The sequence below is a fragment of the Parapedobacter indicus genome, from assembly GCF_900113765.1.
GTDB classification, from domain to species: Bacteria; Bacteroidota; Bacteroidia; order Sphingobacteriales; family Sphingobacteriaceae; genus Parapedobacter; species Parapedobacter indicus.
In genome coordinates, this window is sequence record NZ_FOQO01000007.1 from 13961 (window position 1) to 28372 (window position 14412).

Genomic DNA, 14412 nt, shown 5'->3' on the forward strand with positions numbered 1-14412 from the left:
TAGCCACTTTGCAGCGTTTATTTATGCAAATGAGCCTTTTGGCCAACGTAAATTTGCAAACATGAGTAAACCAACATCGTCAATGCCGTTTCTGGAGATCATCGAATGGGTGGAACAGGATCCCAACATCATGATGTGGAAAATCACGGATGGAGACAAAGAGATCAAAAACGGGGCAAAACTGATTGTACGGGAAAGCCAGACAGTTCTGTTTATGAACGAAGGCACCTTCGCCGATGCTTTTGCACCGGGCACACACACCTTACATACCCGTAACATTCCCATCCTTTCCCGCCTTAAAGGGTGGACATATGGTTTCGAAAGCCCCTTCAAAGCCGATGTTTATTATTTTTCGGTCAAGCAGTTTGTTAACCTCAAATGGGGTACGCCTACCCCTGTCATGTTACGGGACCCCCAGTTTGGGCAGGTCCGTGTTCGCGCTTTTGGCACCTATAATGTACGTATTACAGATCCTGCCCGTTTCTTTAGCGAATATGCAGGTACCTATCCGAAGCTGACGATCGTTGAGTTTGAGCGGCAACTCCGCGATTTCATTGCACCCCGATTCGGTGAGGCATTGGCGATTTCCAATATCTCGGTGCTAGACATTGCCGGCAACATTTCAGCACTCAACCATCGTATTGAGCCGCTTATTCGGCCCTATTTCGAAGATTTTGGAATCGAAATCACCCAATTTACGCTTACTTCGGCAACATTGCCCGACGAAGTCACACAATATTATGATAAAGTGACGGGTATGAATATGGTAGGTGGCGACCTGGAGAGGTTCCAAAAATTCAATACCGCCATTGCGATAAGCCAAGCGGGGAATCTGGCGCAGCAGGGAACCCAGCAGGGCGTTGCATTGGGAATGCTGATGGGCCAGGTAAACCAACCACCGCAACCGGCTACAGCAGCACCTGCAGATGACCACACCATCAAACTTCAGAAAATCAAGACGCTCTTTGAAAACGGACTCATCGATGAGCTGGAATACAAAACAAAAAAGGCCGAAATATTAGCGCAAATGTGAATTTATGGAAAAACCCTTATCACTGGTTGCCCGCATGAAACAGAATGCCCTCGCGCAGAAGCGCGAGGTTTTCGAAGAGAGACAGGCGGGTATGAACACTACGACCTGTCCAAACTGCGGGGCTGGGCGAACGAAAGATGACGGCATTACCCGGTGTGCCTATTGCGGATTTGAATTTATCAGCCGTAAACTCACCGATGGAATCCACATCACTGACAACGACAATTCAAAATAAAACGATGGGCTTTTTCAGTTCCAACAAAAGAAACGACAGCGCTACCGAACATACGACGGAAACACCGCTTGTCCAACGATTCCAGTCTTTCTTGGATAAACTCAACGCAAGGGCAAAGGAAATGTATGATGAGCTACAAACCGATGCACAGGGCGTAGCCGATGCAGATACCGACCCGTTTAAAAGAAGTTTCCTTCAGTTTAAAGCCGGCATGATCGCTCAATTCACCGCCATCATACAAAAAGGGAGTTCCGTATATCAGGAAGAAGTTGCCCCCAAGGCCTCCGCCGAAGAGTTTATGATCCTCTCCCAGCTATTCAACAATTGGCATGTCGGTGTACTGAATATGATGACTACTTCCTTCGATCAGGTCATCGAGCGTGACCTCGAAAAGGAATATGCGGAGATCATGAAAGCGTACGAACATTACAAACATCAATTTCATTGTCGGCAATGCGGGGGTAAATTGGAAATACAAACATTTTACTTTATAGCCACCTATGTATCCTGTTCCTATTGCCGCACACAGAACACATTCGATCCCGGCACCAAAGTACGCAGGATCGAACACCTGGCGCGTCCCCTTGCCGAACTCCGATGCCGGCCACTTTACCAGCGTCACCAGGAACATCGCAAGCAATTCGGCCCAAAAAGTGCCAGCGCTTCCTATAAAGAATATGCACAAGCCTTAATTCGTGAAATGAACGGTATCCTGCCGGGCCTGGAAACCCAGCACCAGCATTTTTACGATAGACTGGTAAGTGAGTACGAACGATTTGATTACTTTGAATAATTCCATTTTTTTCACGAATAAATCTGACCATCATGTTTAAGAAAATTCTCAAAGGCCTCAACGTAAACCTGGACGACATCGCAAAGAATGTCGCAAAAGCGCAAAAAAACAAAAGTGAAGGTGCCCACCACGACATGCTTGATGCATACATACAAGGAGATATGCAGAAAGCGTTCGATAGTGGAGCAGCATCCGTTGGCTATACAACGATGAATACCGCAACCGAGGACCCCAATGATCCGCAATTACAGCCCGTACATGGCATCACCGTATACGATTATGCTGCAGGTGCCGCCAAGATAGGAGAAGGCTGTACCGAAGAACAGGTTTGCCGCGCACTGGGTGTGGAGAGACCCTTATGGGATGAGGCCCAGACAACCTGGAATAACCGCATGCGGGATGATAAGACCATGAACGTGGTAAATGTTTACTCCAAGCATTTTGGAATGGCCAAGGATCATGAAAAACTGGGCGCCCTACAACCGGACAATGCCCCCGTCACGAATATCCCTCAGGGTGATGCTGCCGCAAACCTGCAGCGACTGGAAACCGATAAGCACTATTTTTTTGAGATACAGGCCGCCATACAGGCTGCTTATGACCATGGTATCGATGGTGCCCAATGGTTGATAGACAACCTTGGCCTTACGGTATCACAAGTAAATGGAGCTGGCACAAAGTGGATGAACGATTTCAACACGATGGCTGAAATGATGGATTATCAGGACCAAAAGAAAAATGAATATAGCCAACGGTTTGCCCAAGAATCCGGTACAGGTGGTATTGTGGATGATATTAATTTTTAAATACTAAAAAAATTAGCTTACATTTGTTGTCCAATTCTGGAACAACATGGCGGTACTATCGGATGATAAACGTAAGCTAATCGGCCAGCTGCAAAAACATCTATTGCGTTGGCAGGGATTCAAACCATCGGAAAACCACCCCGAAGGCATCGGCTTAGGTCCCATAGAAAAGGCTTTCCCAAATACCATTTTTCCAATGGGAAGCATTCATGAATTCATTGGGACCACCCCTGAACAAACGGCTGCCACCAGTGGTTTCATCGGGGGAGTATTGGCCGCGCTGATGCGAAAGGGCGGCGTATGTCTATGGATCAGCACATCCAACCGGCTATTTCCCCCCGCGATTAAACTTTTCGGCGTGGAACCCGATCGGGTTATTTTCATTGAGGCTCGCCGGGAAAAGGATGTCTTATGGGCGCTGGAAGAAGCTCTTAAATGCGACAGGCTTATTGCTGCCGTTGCAGAACTCCGTGAGATGGATTTCAGTCAATCGCTCCGGCTCCAACTCGCTGTGGAAAAAAGCAGGGTAACGGGGTTTGTGCTCCGTAGCAATCCGTTGCGGGTGGGTAATACCGCCTGTGCTGCCCGGTGGCACATCACCCCGCTGCCAAGCGAAGTTGAGGAAGGGATGCCGGGAGTGGGAATGCCCAAATGGGGGGTGCAACTGCTGAAAGTACGCAATGGCAATCCGGGATATTGGGAAATCAACTGGTCGGCCGGACAGTTTATGGATGCTTCCAAACCTGCGAAAGTTTCTGAACTGCCCATGCGAAACCGAAAAATAGGATAAGAATGGAAAGGCGGTTTGCTTCGATATGGTTCAGGCACCTCACGACAGACTGGCTGGCACTTCGCCAACCTGCCTTACGGAATATGCCTTTTGTCCTGGCAGAACCGGTACATGGCCGCATGGTCATTACGGCAGCCAATACGCTAGCCGAAACCCAGGGAATCCATGCGGGCATGGTCGTGGCCGATGCCAAGGCCGCTATACCCGACCTACAGGTAATCGATTATCCGCCGGGTTTGATCGAAAAGCTGCTGGAAGCATTGGGACTGTGGTGCATCCGCTATACACCTGCCGTGGCCGTAGCCCCCCCTGATGGATTGATCCTTGACACCAGTGGATGCACGCACCTGTGGGGAGGCGAGCGACCCTATCTGAAAGAAATTGTAACCCGGCTGCGAGACAGGGGCTACGACGTCCGGATGGCGATAGCCGATACCATTGGCACTGCCCGGGCCATAGCCTATTATGGAAAAGATGCCCCCATCATCAGCAGCGGCGCAGAATGGGATGCCTTATCTCCCCTGCCTCCTGCCGCGCTCCGGCTGGAATCCGATACGGTACACCGGTTGCGTAAACTGGGGTTACGTACCATTGGCAGCTTTATGAGCATGCCGCGCACGGCCCTGCGCAGGCGCTTCGGTCCTGAATTGGTAGAAAGGTTGGAACAGGCGCTTGCCCAGAAGGACGAATATATTCAGCCCCTACGCCCCATCCCACCTTATACAGAAAGAATACCCTGCCTGGATCCCATCCGTACCGCCACAGGCATTGAGATTGCGATACAGCGGTTGCTGGAAATGCTCTGCAAGCGGTTGGCCAACGAAGGAAAGGGATTGCGACAAGCTACTCTCTATTGTCATCGGGTAGACGGGAAAATGGTACAGGTGGCCATCCGCACCAGTAGGCCTACTGCCCATGTGCCCCATATATTCAAGCTGTTTGTGCTGAAAATCCCGCAGATTGAGCCTGCACTGGGCATTGAGCTTTTTATTATCGAGGCCGACAAAGTTGAAGATGCCGACCCTGTACAGAATGCCCTGTGGGGTGGTGTGCCCGGACCGGAAGATACCGCATTGACTGAATTACTCGACAAGCTGGCCGGAAAAACCGGCATCCTGCGGGTAAGCCGCTACCTGCCGGATGAGCACCACTGGCCGGAGCGGTCTTTCAGACTTGCTTCATCCATCGGAGAAAACCCTACTACCACCTGGTGTGAAGACCGGCCGCGGCCTACGCGACTGCTGGCCAAACCCGAGCCCATTGAAGTATCGGCTCCCGTGCCGGATTACCCGCCCATGTTATTCCGCTATAAAGGCGAAGTGCACCCCATCCGGAAAGCGGACGGACCGGAACGCATCGAGCGTGAATGGTGGATGGACAAGGGAGAACACCGCGACTATTATCAGGTGGAAGATGACGGAGGACGCCGTTACTGGTTGTTCCGCTCGGGGCACTATACGGATGGCCAACCCCAACGGTGGTTTTTGCACGGCTTTTTTGCTTGATAGATCATGGCACATGCGGAATTACAGATAACATCCAATTTCAGCTTCCTCCGTGGAGCATCCCATCCGGACGAACTGGCAAAACAAGCAGCAGCATTGGGGTATGCGGCTATTGCCATTACCGACCGCAACAGTTTCGCAGGGATCGTACGCGGGCATATCGCTGCGAAGAAATGCGGTATACGCCTAATTCCGGCATGCCGTCTCGACTTGAGGGATGGTCCCAGCCTGCTGGCCTATCCCACAGACCGGGAAGCTTATGGACAGCTTTCCCGTTTACTGACTTTGGGCAACCGCCGTGCAGAAAAGGGCCAATGTTATTTGGACAAAGCGGATGTATACGACGCTAGCAAGGGTATGAAATTTGTCGTCGTGCCCCCGGATCGGCTTACGGCGAGCTTCGAATTGGAGGAGTTTTATAGCACGCACGTGGCTGAATACCGAGCAACCCTTGGTAAGGATTTGTTTCTAGGTGCAACCCGTACGTACCAGGGAAACGATGCCAAAATATTCTTCAGGCTGCACCAGTTATGCAAACAACTGGACATGCCCATGGTAGCCCTCGGCAATGTATACTACCACGAACCCCACCGCCGTGAATTGCAGGATGTGCTCACCTGTATCCGGGAGAAATGTACCATCCATACCGCTGGTTTCAAACTTCATTCCAATGCAGAAAGATACCTCAAACCGCTGGATGAGGTAGAACGCCTGTTCCGGCAGTATCCCGATGCACTTAGCAATGCAAGTGCACTTGCCGATGCATGCCAATTTTCACTGGATGAATTGAAATACGTTTATCCCGAAGAGCTGACAACAGAGGGACGGACGCCGCAGGAAGAGCTGGTTTACCTGACGTGGGAAGGTGCACAGAAGAAATTCAGGGAAAGTATTCCTGAAAATATCCGGCAGACCATCGAACAGGAGCTAGCCTTTATCGAAAAGAAAAACTATGCTTCTTATTTCCTGACCGTATATGATTACGTGCGTTATGCACGTGAACAGGACATCCTGTGTCAGGGACGTGGTTCGGCAGCTAATTCACTGGTATGCTATTGCCTCGGCATCACCTCCGTAAGCCCCACAAGCACAAAAGTCAGGCTATTGTTTGCGCGATTCATGTCTGACGCCCGCGACGAACCACCGGATATCGATGTGGACTTTGAGCACGAGCGGCGTGAGGAAGTGATCCAATATATCTATAAGAAATATACCCGCAAACGTGCGGCCATCGTAGCCACCGTGACGCAGGTACGGGTCAAGGGTGCCATCCGCGATGTAGGTAAGGCCATGGGACTTTCGCTGGATGCGGTAGGACGGCTGTCCGACATTATCGGTAGCCATTGGGACGACCACATCGAAGAGGAACGATTGGCTGAACAGGGATTTAATCTGGCCGATCCCCATTTGAAGAAGGTGCTGGAACTGATTAATCAATACATTGGTTTTCCCCGGCAATTGGGGCAACATACGGGTGGTTTTGTCATCACGCAGGGCAGGCTGGATGAACTGTGTCCTATCCTCAATGCACGTATGGAAGACCGTACCTGCTTAGAATGGAATAAGGACGATCTTGAAGCCCTGGGATTCCTGAAAGTGGATGTACTGGGGTTGGGCATGCTGACCTGCATCCATAAAGCATTTGACCTGATGAAGCAACATTATGGACGCGAACTGACTTTGGCAAATGTACCGCAGAAAGACTGTAAAGTATACGAAATGATCAGCCATGCCGACACGCTGGGGGTATTTCAGATTGAGAGCCGGGCACAGATGTCCATGTTACCCCGGTTGCGCCCCAACTGTTTCTATGATCTGGTCATCGAGGTAGCGATTGTACGGCCCGGGCCTATACAGGGCGACATGGTGCACCCTTACCTGCGCCGCCGTAATAAAGAGGAACTGATAGACTATCCTTCAAAAGAGATAGAAGGCATACTAAAACGGACGCTGGGCGTCCCTTTATTTCAGGAGCAGGCAATGGAAATCGCCATGGTGGCCGCTGATTTCTCAGCTGCTGATGCCGATGAACTACGCCGTAGCATGGCTACTTTCAAGGCTAAGGGAGAAGTAGCCCGTTTCCAGCAGAAAATGGTGAACGGCATGGTCAAAAAGGGATATACCGAAGAATTTGCCAACCGGGTATTCAACCAGCTCAAAGGATTCGGCAGTTACGGTTTCCCGGAGAGCCATGCGGCTTCTTTTGCCCTGTTGGTGTATATTTCTTCCTGGCTGAAATGCAAATACCCCGACGTCTTCGCCGCGGCATTGCTTAACAGCCAGCCCATGGGATTTTACCAGCCAGCACAGATCGTGATCGATGCCCGCCGGCACGGGATCACGGTATTGCCGGTAGATGTGAACCATTCACACTGGGACCATACACTAGAGGGTGAATTCGGCAAAGAACATCATGCTTTGCGGCTGGGGTTCCGCCAGGTGAAAGGACTAACAGAAGAAGATATGCAACGATTGGTAGAGGCGCGTAAGGACGGATATCACTCCATCGCAAGTCTGATGGATGCCGGTGTACCACTCGCTGCCATGGAACGACTGGCAGATGCAGACGCCTTCCGTTCGATGGGATTTGACCGCAGGCGCGCCTTGTGGGACGTTGCTGCGCTGCAGGACCGGCCCGTTGCATTGTTTGAAGGGCAACCGGTATGTACATCCGAAGGCCAGATTGAACTGCCTTTGATGACCCCAGGAGAACATGTGGTACAGGATTATGCCACGACCACCTTATCCTTAAAAGCCCATCCGGTTAGTTTCGTACGGGAGAAACTGAACATGCTGCATGTCACACCCACCGGTGCACTATCCGAAATGAAGGATGGCATGTACGTGAAGGTATGCGGCATGATAACCGTAAGGCAACGGCCCGGCACCGCCAAAGGGGTATTGTTTGTAACCATCGAGGATGAAACCGGATTTGCTAACGTAGTGGTGTGGGGCAAGCTATTTGCGCAATACCGGAGAGAAATTCTACAAGCTAGATTGCTGATGGTGGAAGGTAAATTACAGATTGAAGGTGAAGTCATTCATGTGATCGGAAGCCGCTGTTTCAATCTGAACGGCTGGTTGCGTGGGCTGATGACACCCGAAGATGGTCATACTCCCAAAGAAGTGTTTTATAAAGGGGGGAATTTTAAGTAGTGCCTATTCTATATTCGGGTATCCTTCGGGACATACCTAAGGTATACTTATTCTCTATTCTTTCCCTATCCGGCACTTAAGAGACGGATGTTTCCTATGTAGGTATGGCAGGTACCACGAAGGTACGATGGATGGGAGTCGAAGGTACAACAGGGATTGAACGGAGTTAGACGGACTTTCAACGGAGTTTAACGAACTTCGGAATGCTGAGAGGTCTGATGGATTGACTCCACAAAGTTACTAAATTCCGCGTAAACTAGGTCTTCTTTGCCTGCTCATTGAACGCAAGACACAACTCCAACCAGTAACTGAAATCATCCGGATCTGTGAACCCTTCGGGGCTAACATAACAAAAACCAGCAAGGTTTTTTCCTTTCATGATCATGGGATGATATCCCTTACGTTCGGATACCGTTTTTGCCTGCTTCGGATCGAATCGGCACATGAGGCCATCGCCGCTTATGTTGATACACATCTTGTCATTTACTAAGAAGGCCAGCCCTCCGAACATCTTCTTTTCTTCCACAGCACTACCGGGTACACGCTTTAAATAAGCCCTTACCTGCTGTGCGAGCTCAATATCATATGCCATACTGCGTTAAAAAATTAGCAAATCAAATGTATCAAAATTTCGAGAATCCACGGAATCTTCCGAAGAAAGGTTGTTGAAATGTTTTATATCCTGGCCTATCCGGTGGAGGTCTTAACCAAAATAACTTGGCACTCCGTGCTTAGGTATTTTTATATAATGGGCCCGTTCAAGCAAGCTTGGCGGGCCCATTATATAAAAATACCCCTGCTTTCGCAGAGGCTATTTTGATTGGTCGGGATGGCGGGATTCGAACCCACGACCTCCAGCACCCCATGCTGGCGCGATACCTGGCTACGCTACATCCCGATGGGGGTGCAAACTTAGATAAAATTGTGATTATTTGCAAATGACAAAAGTGAATATAGATGCAATTTTCAATCCAATCGGATTACCCATTCTTATCACCTATGTATTTATAGAATGTATCGCGATAGGTATCGCCTACAGGAATCACCTTGTCTTCTATGAAAATGCGGCCGCGCTCGATACTGGCTATCTTATCGAGTGCCACAATGTACGAACGGTGGACCCGTACAAAACGGTTACCGGGCAGAATATCTTCCATCTTTTTCATATTTTGGAGCGTAACGATCCGTTCAGTTGCCGTATAAATGGATATATAATCTTTCAGCCCCTCAATGTATAGGATATCGTCGACATCCACGCGTTGGATCTTATGTTCCGTTTTAACAAAAATAAAGTCGACAGCATCACTCTGCTGTGCAACAGTAAGCAGCGGGATCTTAGGTGCCTTATTGTTCAATACCTTTTGGACGGACCGATAAAAACGATCAAAAGCGATGGGTTTCAACAGGTAGTCCACGACATTAAGTTCATACCCATCTAGTGCATACTGGGGATAGGCGGTGGTGAGAATGACATCACATCTGCCATTGATGATCTTCAAGAATTGAATACCCGTTAATTCGGGCATCTGTACATCCAAAAACACCAGATCCGCTTCACCGTTTTGAACCATGGTAAGGGCCTCGATGGCATTTGTGGTACTCGCCACAAGCGATAACTCGGGCACTTTGGCCACATAATCAGCCAAAATATCCAGAGCCAGTGGTTCGTCATCTACAGTTATACATCGTACCATGTGCGTATTCTTTAGAGACTATAAATATAAAAAAAGTTCACTACTGTAATAATTTTCGGATTCCACGATATTGATGGTATGCCTATCGGGATATCCCAATTGGAGTCTGCGCTTTAGGTTCGTGAGTCCTATCCCCCGTGTCTGATCCTTATTGAGCTGATTTTTGGCGTTTTCTGCCCGGAAGTGCAATCGGCCGTTATGTACTTTTATATCGATACGGATCGGCTTGCTCGCATCGGTAGATACGCCATGTTTAAATGCATTTTCTAGAAATGAAATTAGCAGCAGTGGCATGATACGATGGTCCGTTTCATCGGTATCAACATGGAAATCCACATACATTTTTTCTTTGAACCGCAATTTTTGCAGGTCAATATAATTGTTCAAATAATTGATCTCTTCCGCCAGTAGTACCGTGTCTTCGTTGCTTTCATAAAGCATGTACCGCATGATATCCGACAACTTGAGGATGGCTTCGGGAGTTTTTTCCGATTTTTGATAAGCCAGTGAATAAATATTATTCAGTGAATTGAACAGGAAATGTGGATTGATCTGCGATTTGAGAAAGGCCAGTTCCGCATTGAGCTTCTCATTTTCAAGACTTTTTCGATGTTCGCGGCTCTTGAAGTTGGAAGAAATGACATACACCGCCGTACTTAGCAGCATAAAAAACAGTCCGGTAATCAGTGCAGCAACCGTATATTGTAGGGGGGTGAGGACTTTCTCCTTATTTTCTGTATCGCGGTATTGCAGGATGATATCTTGATAGTACGACGCGATACCGTATTTTACACCAATGGATACCACTAAAACAACCGACATGTAAGTGACCGCACGCCAATACCTGTTTTCACCGATAAGAAGCGGATTGATAAAAAAATAATGCACGTAAAAAATGACGATATTTAATGCGCCGTACACCAAAATGAGGATGGACGCATCCGCCGGGCGTTCGCGCACGTTGACGAGATACAATACGACGAGCAACACCACCCACACAAGGGCATGAACCAAAACTGCCTTGTTTTTTAACATAGTTGCAAATATACACGTAGCCAATCATATAACCGATGCCGATAGACAAACTCCCTACTCCTATCGGCCAACGGCTTCGTATGGTAGACGAATAGGGGATTCCGGTTGGTCTAGAAAATCTGCCGATTGGTCTAAAAGTTTTTTATCAAAAACAGGGAATACCTTTCTTTGTATCGTGCATTTGGAATCGGTGCGATCGGAGAACTACAAAGCAACAAGAAAATGAAAAAGTTTATTAGCAACGTCTCTCCCTTTTTGTTACTCGTTATCCCGCTTTTTGTGATCTTATTGTGGGTGGCAGGCCAAACAGGAAGAGAAGTCATTCAGGAGCGTATCCAATTGAACGCCTCCTTTATCTCCTTACCCGATACCGGGGTTTTTAAGGTACTGTTGTGGCGATAGTCCGGCAACTTGCTTACCTTTGCCTCCATGCAACGCCCACTTTTGTCTCTGCACAGCGTATTGGAAGCATTGGAACTCGATGCGGCATGTATATCGTTACTTGAACAAACTCCCGAATATCAAGAATTTATACACGCTGACACACCTGAAGCAATTTATAACGCGATCCGCACCATCGGCAGCGTCCTCAATGCATCGCAACAAGCCAATCAACTGGCGGAAAATCTGGAAGAACGTATCAACATCATTTCGCATAAGCTAAAATTTATCGCTGATGAGAACAAACCCAAGGCCGTATTTTTCCGTGATGTTTCTCCGATATCAATCGTGGAAGACGGATACCTTGCTAACCTAATCCGGATAGCGGGCGGAATTCATCAAACCGAGATACTAACCGGCGAATCAAATCCGGATCTCCTGATTATCTTCAACGAAAAACCAATATCCCAATTATTGACGGAATTGCCCCAAGCGCTCTCTACCTGGGCGCGAACTCAGGCAGTGACCAACAATCAAATTTACATCATTCATCATCCCGGTTACCTGCGCCGGCCCGGTGCACGTGTCGCCGACGACACCGAAATCCTTGCTGAAATTTTCTATCCAAAATATTTCGTTTTCGGTCGCGATGCCGATGTTTGGATGAAGTTTGATTGGCAGTAAATTACAATGTGCTTAGTAGATAGTTTTTGAATCCCTTATAGTCTGTACGTAACCCGACCACTTCTTTCTCGCGTCCCTGCAGCATAGTTACCTGTGAAGGAATCGCGATTTCCACAGCGATTTCCGAAGGAAATACCTCCGGAAATTTACACGGGTGTGCCGTGGATAAAAACACGGTTGCAAAGTTACCGCTATGCTGCTTACGGTACGCTTCGGCAGCCAGCCACGCAATCGCGGTATGCGGGCACGCGATGTAGCCATATCGGTCATGCAGTGCCTGTATGGCCGCCCGGGTATCCGCATCCGTAAACGTAAAAGAAGAAACGATTTGCTTCAATGCGGCTAAATCGTTTCCGAACAAGTCCATAATACGCACCCAGTTGCTTGGATTGCCTACATCCATTGCATTGGCCAAGGTTTGCACAGACGGACGGGGTTCGTACTGTCCATTTTCAAGAAATCGCGTAACGGTATCATTAGCATTGGTAGCCGCCACAAAATGTTGCGCAGGTAATCCCATTTTGAAAGCCAACAACCCGGCTCCGATATTGCCAAAATTGCCACTCGGAACAGAAAACACAACTTCCTTAATGCCCTGTGTTAGCAGTTGTGCGTAGGCGTGAAAGTAATAGAATGTCTGTGGGATGAGTCGGGCGATATTGATAGAGTTTGCTGAAGTGAGGCGAAATACAGATCGTAATTCGTTGTCGTTAAACGCTTCTTTTACCAAAGCTTGGCAATCGTCAAATGTACCGTCTATTTCGATCGCCCGTATATTTTGCCCGTTGGTCGTCAGTTGCAACTCCTGGATCGGACTCACTTTGCCCTTCGGATATAAGATGGTGACACGGGTGCCAGGTACACCCAGGAAACCAAGTGCTACGGCTCCGCCTGTATCGCCTGAGGTGGCCACCAATACATCCAGCACGCGACTGTCTTCAGTAGAAAAATAGGCCATTACCCTACTCATAAACCGGGCTCCGAAGTCTTTAAATGCCAGCGATGGCCCATGGAACAGTTCCAGTACAGCCAACCCGCTGTCCAAAGGACGAACCGGTGCGTCAAAATCGATGGCCTCGTGAACGATCTGACGCAGATCAGCTTCAGGAATATCCTCCCCTATCAACGCCTTTGCCACAGTAAGTGCGATTTCCTGCAATGAATGTCGGTGAAGATGCTGAATAAAATAAGGATCCAATGTTGGCACCGTTTCAGGCATATACAATCCCTTGTCGGTGGGCAAGCTATTGAATACCGCTTCTTGAAAAGGAACGCGTAAATTTTTATTGTTTGTACTGTAAAATTGCATGGTGGATTCTAGTTATTTATCTCTTTTGGTCCGTCTGTATTAACACCGGAAACGTATCCGTTGCTTTCAATACCCCGTTCGGTCAAGTGTGCTTGGATCAAGTTCGTAATCGCAGCGGCTTTGTCGCGGCTTTGGGTAAACGCAAATACAGAGGGCCCGGATCCCGAAATACCAAAGGTCAGCGCTCCCGACTCCATGGCTATACGGCGCATCTCGTAAAATTCGGGAATCAGGATGGCACGTGTCGGTTCGATAAGCACATCGTGCATACTCCGCCCGATGAGTTCATAATCGGCAGTAAAAAGCCCTGCTACCAGCCCTGCAATGTTACCCCATTGGGTAACGGCGTCCTTGAGCGCTACTTTCGTACGGATCATCTGCCGGGCATCGCGTGTAGGTACATCCACATGCGGGAATACCACCGATGCATGCAATTCCGGTGGGGCAGGAAGTGTGACCACATCGAGCGGATCATACCCACGGATCAATGTGACCCCTCCAAGTAATGCGGGAGCCACGTTGTCGGCATGTCCATGCCCGCATGCCAACGCTTCGCCCTGCACGGCAAAAGGCAGTAATTCCTTCCTGGAAAGGGGACTACCCAACAGCGTATTGACTGCAAATAATCCGGCCACGGTACTTGCTGCACTTGAACCTAAGCCGCTGCCAATGGGCATATGTTTGTGTAATTCGATTTCCAATCCAATATCGGTTTGACCGATGTGCTGAAGAAAGGTCAGTACGCTCGCACTTACCGTGTTTCTTTCCGCTTCCCGGGGCAACCTTCCCTCGTCACCGGTGATGTTCACCAATCGGACCCCCGGTTGGTCTACGCGGCGCATGTATACTTCATCTCCCGGTTCATCGATGGCAAATCCCAACACATCAAATCCGCAAACCATATTGGCTACGGTAGCTGGGGCAAATACGTGTATGCTGTCCTTTTCTATAGGACTCATTTCAGTCATTTTTGTTGTTTTGTATGTTGTCG

Annotated in this window: 14 protein-coding genes and 1 tRNA gene; 9 read left to right on the forward strand and 6 right to left on the reverse strand. The window is 48.8% G+C overall.

Features of this window, described 5'->3' with window-relative positions:
* Window positions 1–61: 61 nt before the first annotated feature.
* From BMZ56_RS14535 to BMZ56_RS14565, 7 genes are read left to right on the forward strand one after another with little or no spacing between them, the layout of a single operon-like run.
* Entirely contained in the window at window positions 62–1033 is a 972-nt protein-coding gene (locus tag BMZ56_RS14535) for an SPFH domain-containing protein (RefSeq protein ID WP_090627960.1), read from the forward strand.
* Window positions 1034–1037: 4 nt separating this feature from the next.
* Entirely contained in the window at window positions 1038–1268 is a 231-nt protein-coding gene (locus BMZ56_RS14540; RefSeq protein WP_090627962.1) for a hypothetical protein, read from the forward strand.
* Entirely contained in the window at window positions 1231–2061 is an 831-nt protein-coding gene (locus tag BMZ56_RS14545) for a hypothetical protein (RefSeq protein WP_090627963.1), read from the forward strand. The genes BMZ56_RS14540 and BMZ56_RS14545 overlap by 38 nt, the downstream gene beginning before the upstream one ends.
* A gap of 32 nt (window positions 2062–2093) precedes the next feature.
* Window positions 2094–2867, forward strand: coding sequence for a DUF6620 family protein (locus tag BMZ56_RS14550; protein ID WP_090627965.1), 774 nt, complete (start codon window positions 2094–2096; stop codon window positions 2865–2867).
* A gap of 46 nt (window positions 2868–2913) precedes the next feature.
* Window positions 2914–3657: an ImuA family protein gene (locus BMZ56_RS14555; protein WP_090627967.1), complete on the forward strand. Its 744-nt coding sequence runs from the start codon at window positions 2914–2916 to the stop codon at window positions 3655–3657.
* A gap of 2 nt (window positions 3658–3659) precedes the next feature.
* Entirely contained in the window at window positions 3660–5162 is a 1503-nt protein-coding gene (locus BMZ56_RS14560; RefSeq protein WP_090627968.1) for a Y-family DNA polymerase, read from the forward strand.
* Between the two features lie 6 nt (window positions 5163–5168).
* On the forward strand, window positions 5169–8318 hold the full coding sequence (locus BMZ56_RS14565; protein ID WP_090627970.1) for an error-prone DNA polymerase: 3150 nt from the start codon (window positions 5169–5171) through the stop codon (window positions 8316–8318).
* Window positions 8319–8574: 256 nt separating this feature from the next.
* Here the strand turns inward: BMZ56_RS14565 and BMZ56_RS14570 are convergent, their stop codons facing one another.
* The 4 genes from BMZ56_RS14570 to BMZ56_RS14585 all read right to left on the reverse strand — a co-directional run bounded on the left by BMZ56_RS14570 (window position 8575) and on the right by BMZ56_RS14585 (window position 11047).
* Window positions 8575–8910 (reverse strand): TfoX/Sxy family protein, encoded by a 336-nt coding sequence (locus tag BMZ56_RS14570; RefSeq protein WP_090627971.1) that lies wholly within the window; start codon window positions 8908–8910, stop codon window positions 8575–8577.
* A gap of 229 nt (window positions 8911–9139) precedes the next feature.
* Window positions 9140–9216: transfer RNA gene (locus BMZ56_RS14575), tRNA-Pro, on the reverse strand.
* Between the two features lie 82 nt (window positions 9217–9298).
* Window positions 9299–10012, reverse strand: coding sequence for a LytR/AlgR family response regulator transcription factor (locus tag BMZ56_RS14580; protein WP_090627973.1), 714 nt, complete (start codon window positions 10010–10012; stop codon window positions 9299–9301).
* 18 nt (window positions 10013–10030) lie between these two features.
* Window positions 10031–11047, reverse strand: coding sequence for a sensor histidine kinase (locus tag BMZ56_RS14585; RefSeq protein WP_090627974.1), 1017 nt, complete (start codon window positions 11045–11047; stop codon window positions 10031–10033).
* A 222-nt stretch (window positions 11048–11269) separates the two neighbouring features.
* Here BMZ56_RS14585 and BMZ56_RS14590 point away from each other — a divergent pair, with 222 nt between their 5' ends.
* Both BMZ56_RS14590 and BMZ56_RS14595 read left to right on the forward strand, forming a co-directional pair.
* Complete coding sequence (locus BMZ56_RS14590; RefSeq protein WP_143072931.1) at window positions 11270–11449, forward strand: hypothetical protein; 180 nt, start codon at window positions 11270–11272, stop codon at window positions 11447–11449.
* 27 nt (window positions 11450–11476) lie between these two features.
* Window positions 11477–12112, forward strand: a complete 636-nt coding sequence (locus BMZ56_RS14595) for an ABC transporter substrate-binding protein (RefSeq protein WP_090627978.1) — start codon at window positions 11477–11479, stop codon at window positions 12110–12112.
* Between the two features lies 1 nt (window position 12113).
* Here BMZ56_RS14595 and thrC read toward each other — a convergent pair whose 3' ends face one another.
* Both thrC and BMZ56_RS14605 read right to left on the reverse strand, forming a co-directional pair.
* Entirely contained in the window at window positions 12114–13421 is a 1308-nt protein-coding gene (thrC, locus tag BMZ56_RS14600) for a threonine synthase (RefSeq protein WP_090627980.1), read from the reverse strand.
* Window positions 13422–13429: 8 nt separating this feature from the next.
* A complete protein-coding gene (locus tag BMZ56_RS14605) occupies window positions 13430–14380 on the reverse strand; it encodes a homoserine kinase (protein WP_245893241.1) in 951 nt (316 codons plus the stop codon).
* Window positions 14381–14412: the final 32 nt, after the last annotated feature.

Bases quoted from the DNA above. Each gene is read 5' to 3' on its own strand.
- BMZ56_RS14535 (WP_090627960.1), top strand. From the start codon at position 62: ATGAGTAAACCAACATCGTCAATGCCGTTTCTGGAGATCATCGAATGG.
- BMZ56_RS14540 (WP_090627962.1), top strand. From the start codon at position 1,038: ATGGAAAAACCCTTATCACTGGTTGCCCGCATGAAACAGAATGCCCTC.
- BMZ56_RS14545 (WP_090627963.1), top strand. From the start codon at position 1,231: ATGGAATCCACATCACTGACAACGACAATTCAAAATAAAACGATGGGC.
- BMZ56_RS14550 (WP_090627965.1), top strand. From the start codon at position 2,094: ATGTTTAAGAAAATTCTCAAAGGCCTCAACGTAAACCTGGACGACATC.
- BMZ56_RS14555 (WP_090627967.1), top strand. From the start codon at position 2,914: ATGGCGGTACTATCGGATGATAAACGTAAGCTAATCGGCCAGCTGCAA.
- BMZ56_RS14560 (WP_090627968.1), top strand. From the start codon at position 3,660: ATGGAAAGGCGGTTTGCTTCGATATGGTTCAGGCACCTCACGACAGAC.
- BMZ56_RS14565 (WP_090627970.1), top strand. From the start codon at position 5,169: ATGGCACATGCGGAATTACAGATAACATCCAATTTCAGCTTCCTCCGT.
- BMZ56_RS14570 (WP_090627971.1), bottom strand. From the start codon at position 8,910: ATGGCATATGATATTGAGCTCGCACAGCAGGTAAGGGCTTATTTAAAG.
- BMZ56_RS14580 (WP_090627973.1), bottom strand. From the start codon at position 10,012: ATGGTACGATGTATAACTGTAGATGACGAACCACTGGCTCTGGATATT.
- BMZ56_RS14585 (WP_090627974.1), bottom strand. From the start codon at position 11,047: ATGTTAAAAAACAAGGCAGTTTTGGTTCATGCCCTTGTGTGGGTGGTG.
- BMZ56_RS14590 (WP_143072931.1), top strand. From the start codon at position 11,270: ATGAAAAAGTTTATTAGCAACGTCTCTCCCTTTTTGTTACTCGTTATC.
- BMZ56_RS14595 (WP_090627978.1), top strand. From the start codon at position 11,477: ATGCAACGCCCACTTTTGTCTCTGCACAGCGTATTGGAAGCATTGGAA.
- thrC (WP_090627980.1), bottom strand. From the start codon at position 13,421: ATGCAATTTTACAGTACAAACAATAAAAATTTACGCGTTCCTTTTCAA.
- BMZ56_RS14605 (WP_245893241.1), bottom strand. From the start codon at position 14,380: ATGAGTCCTATAGAAAAGGACAGCATACACGTATTTGCCCCAGCTACC.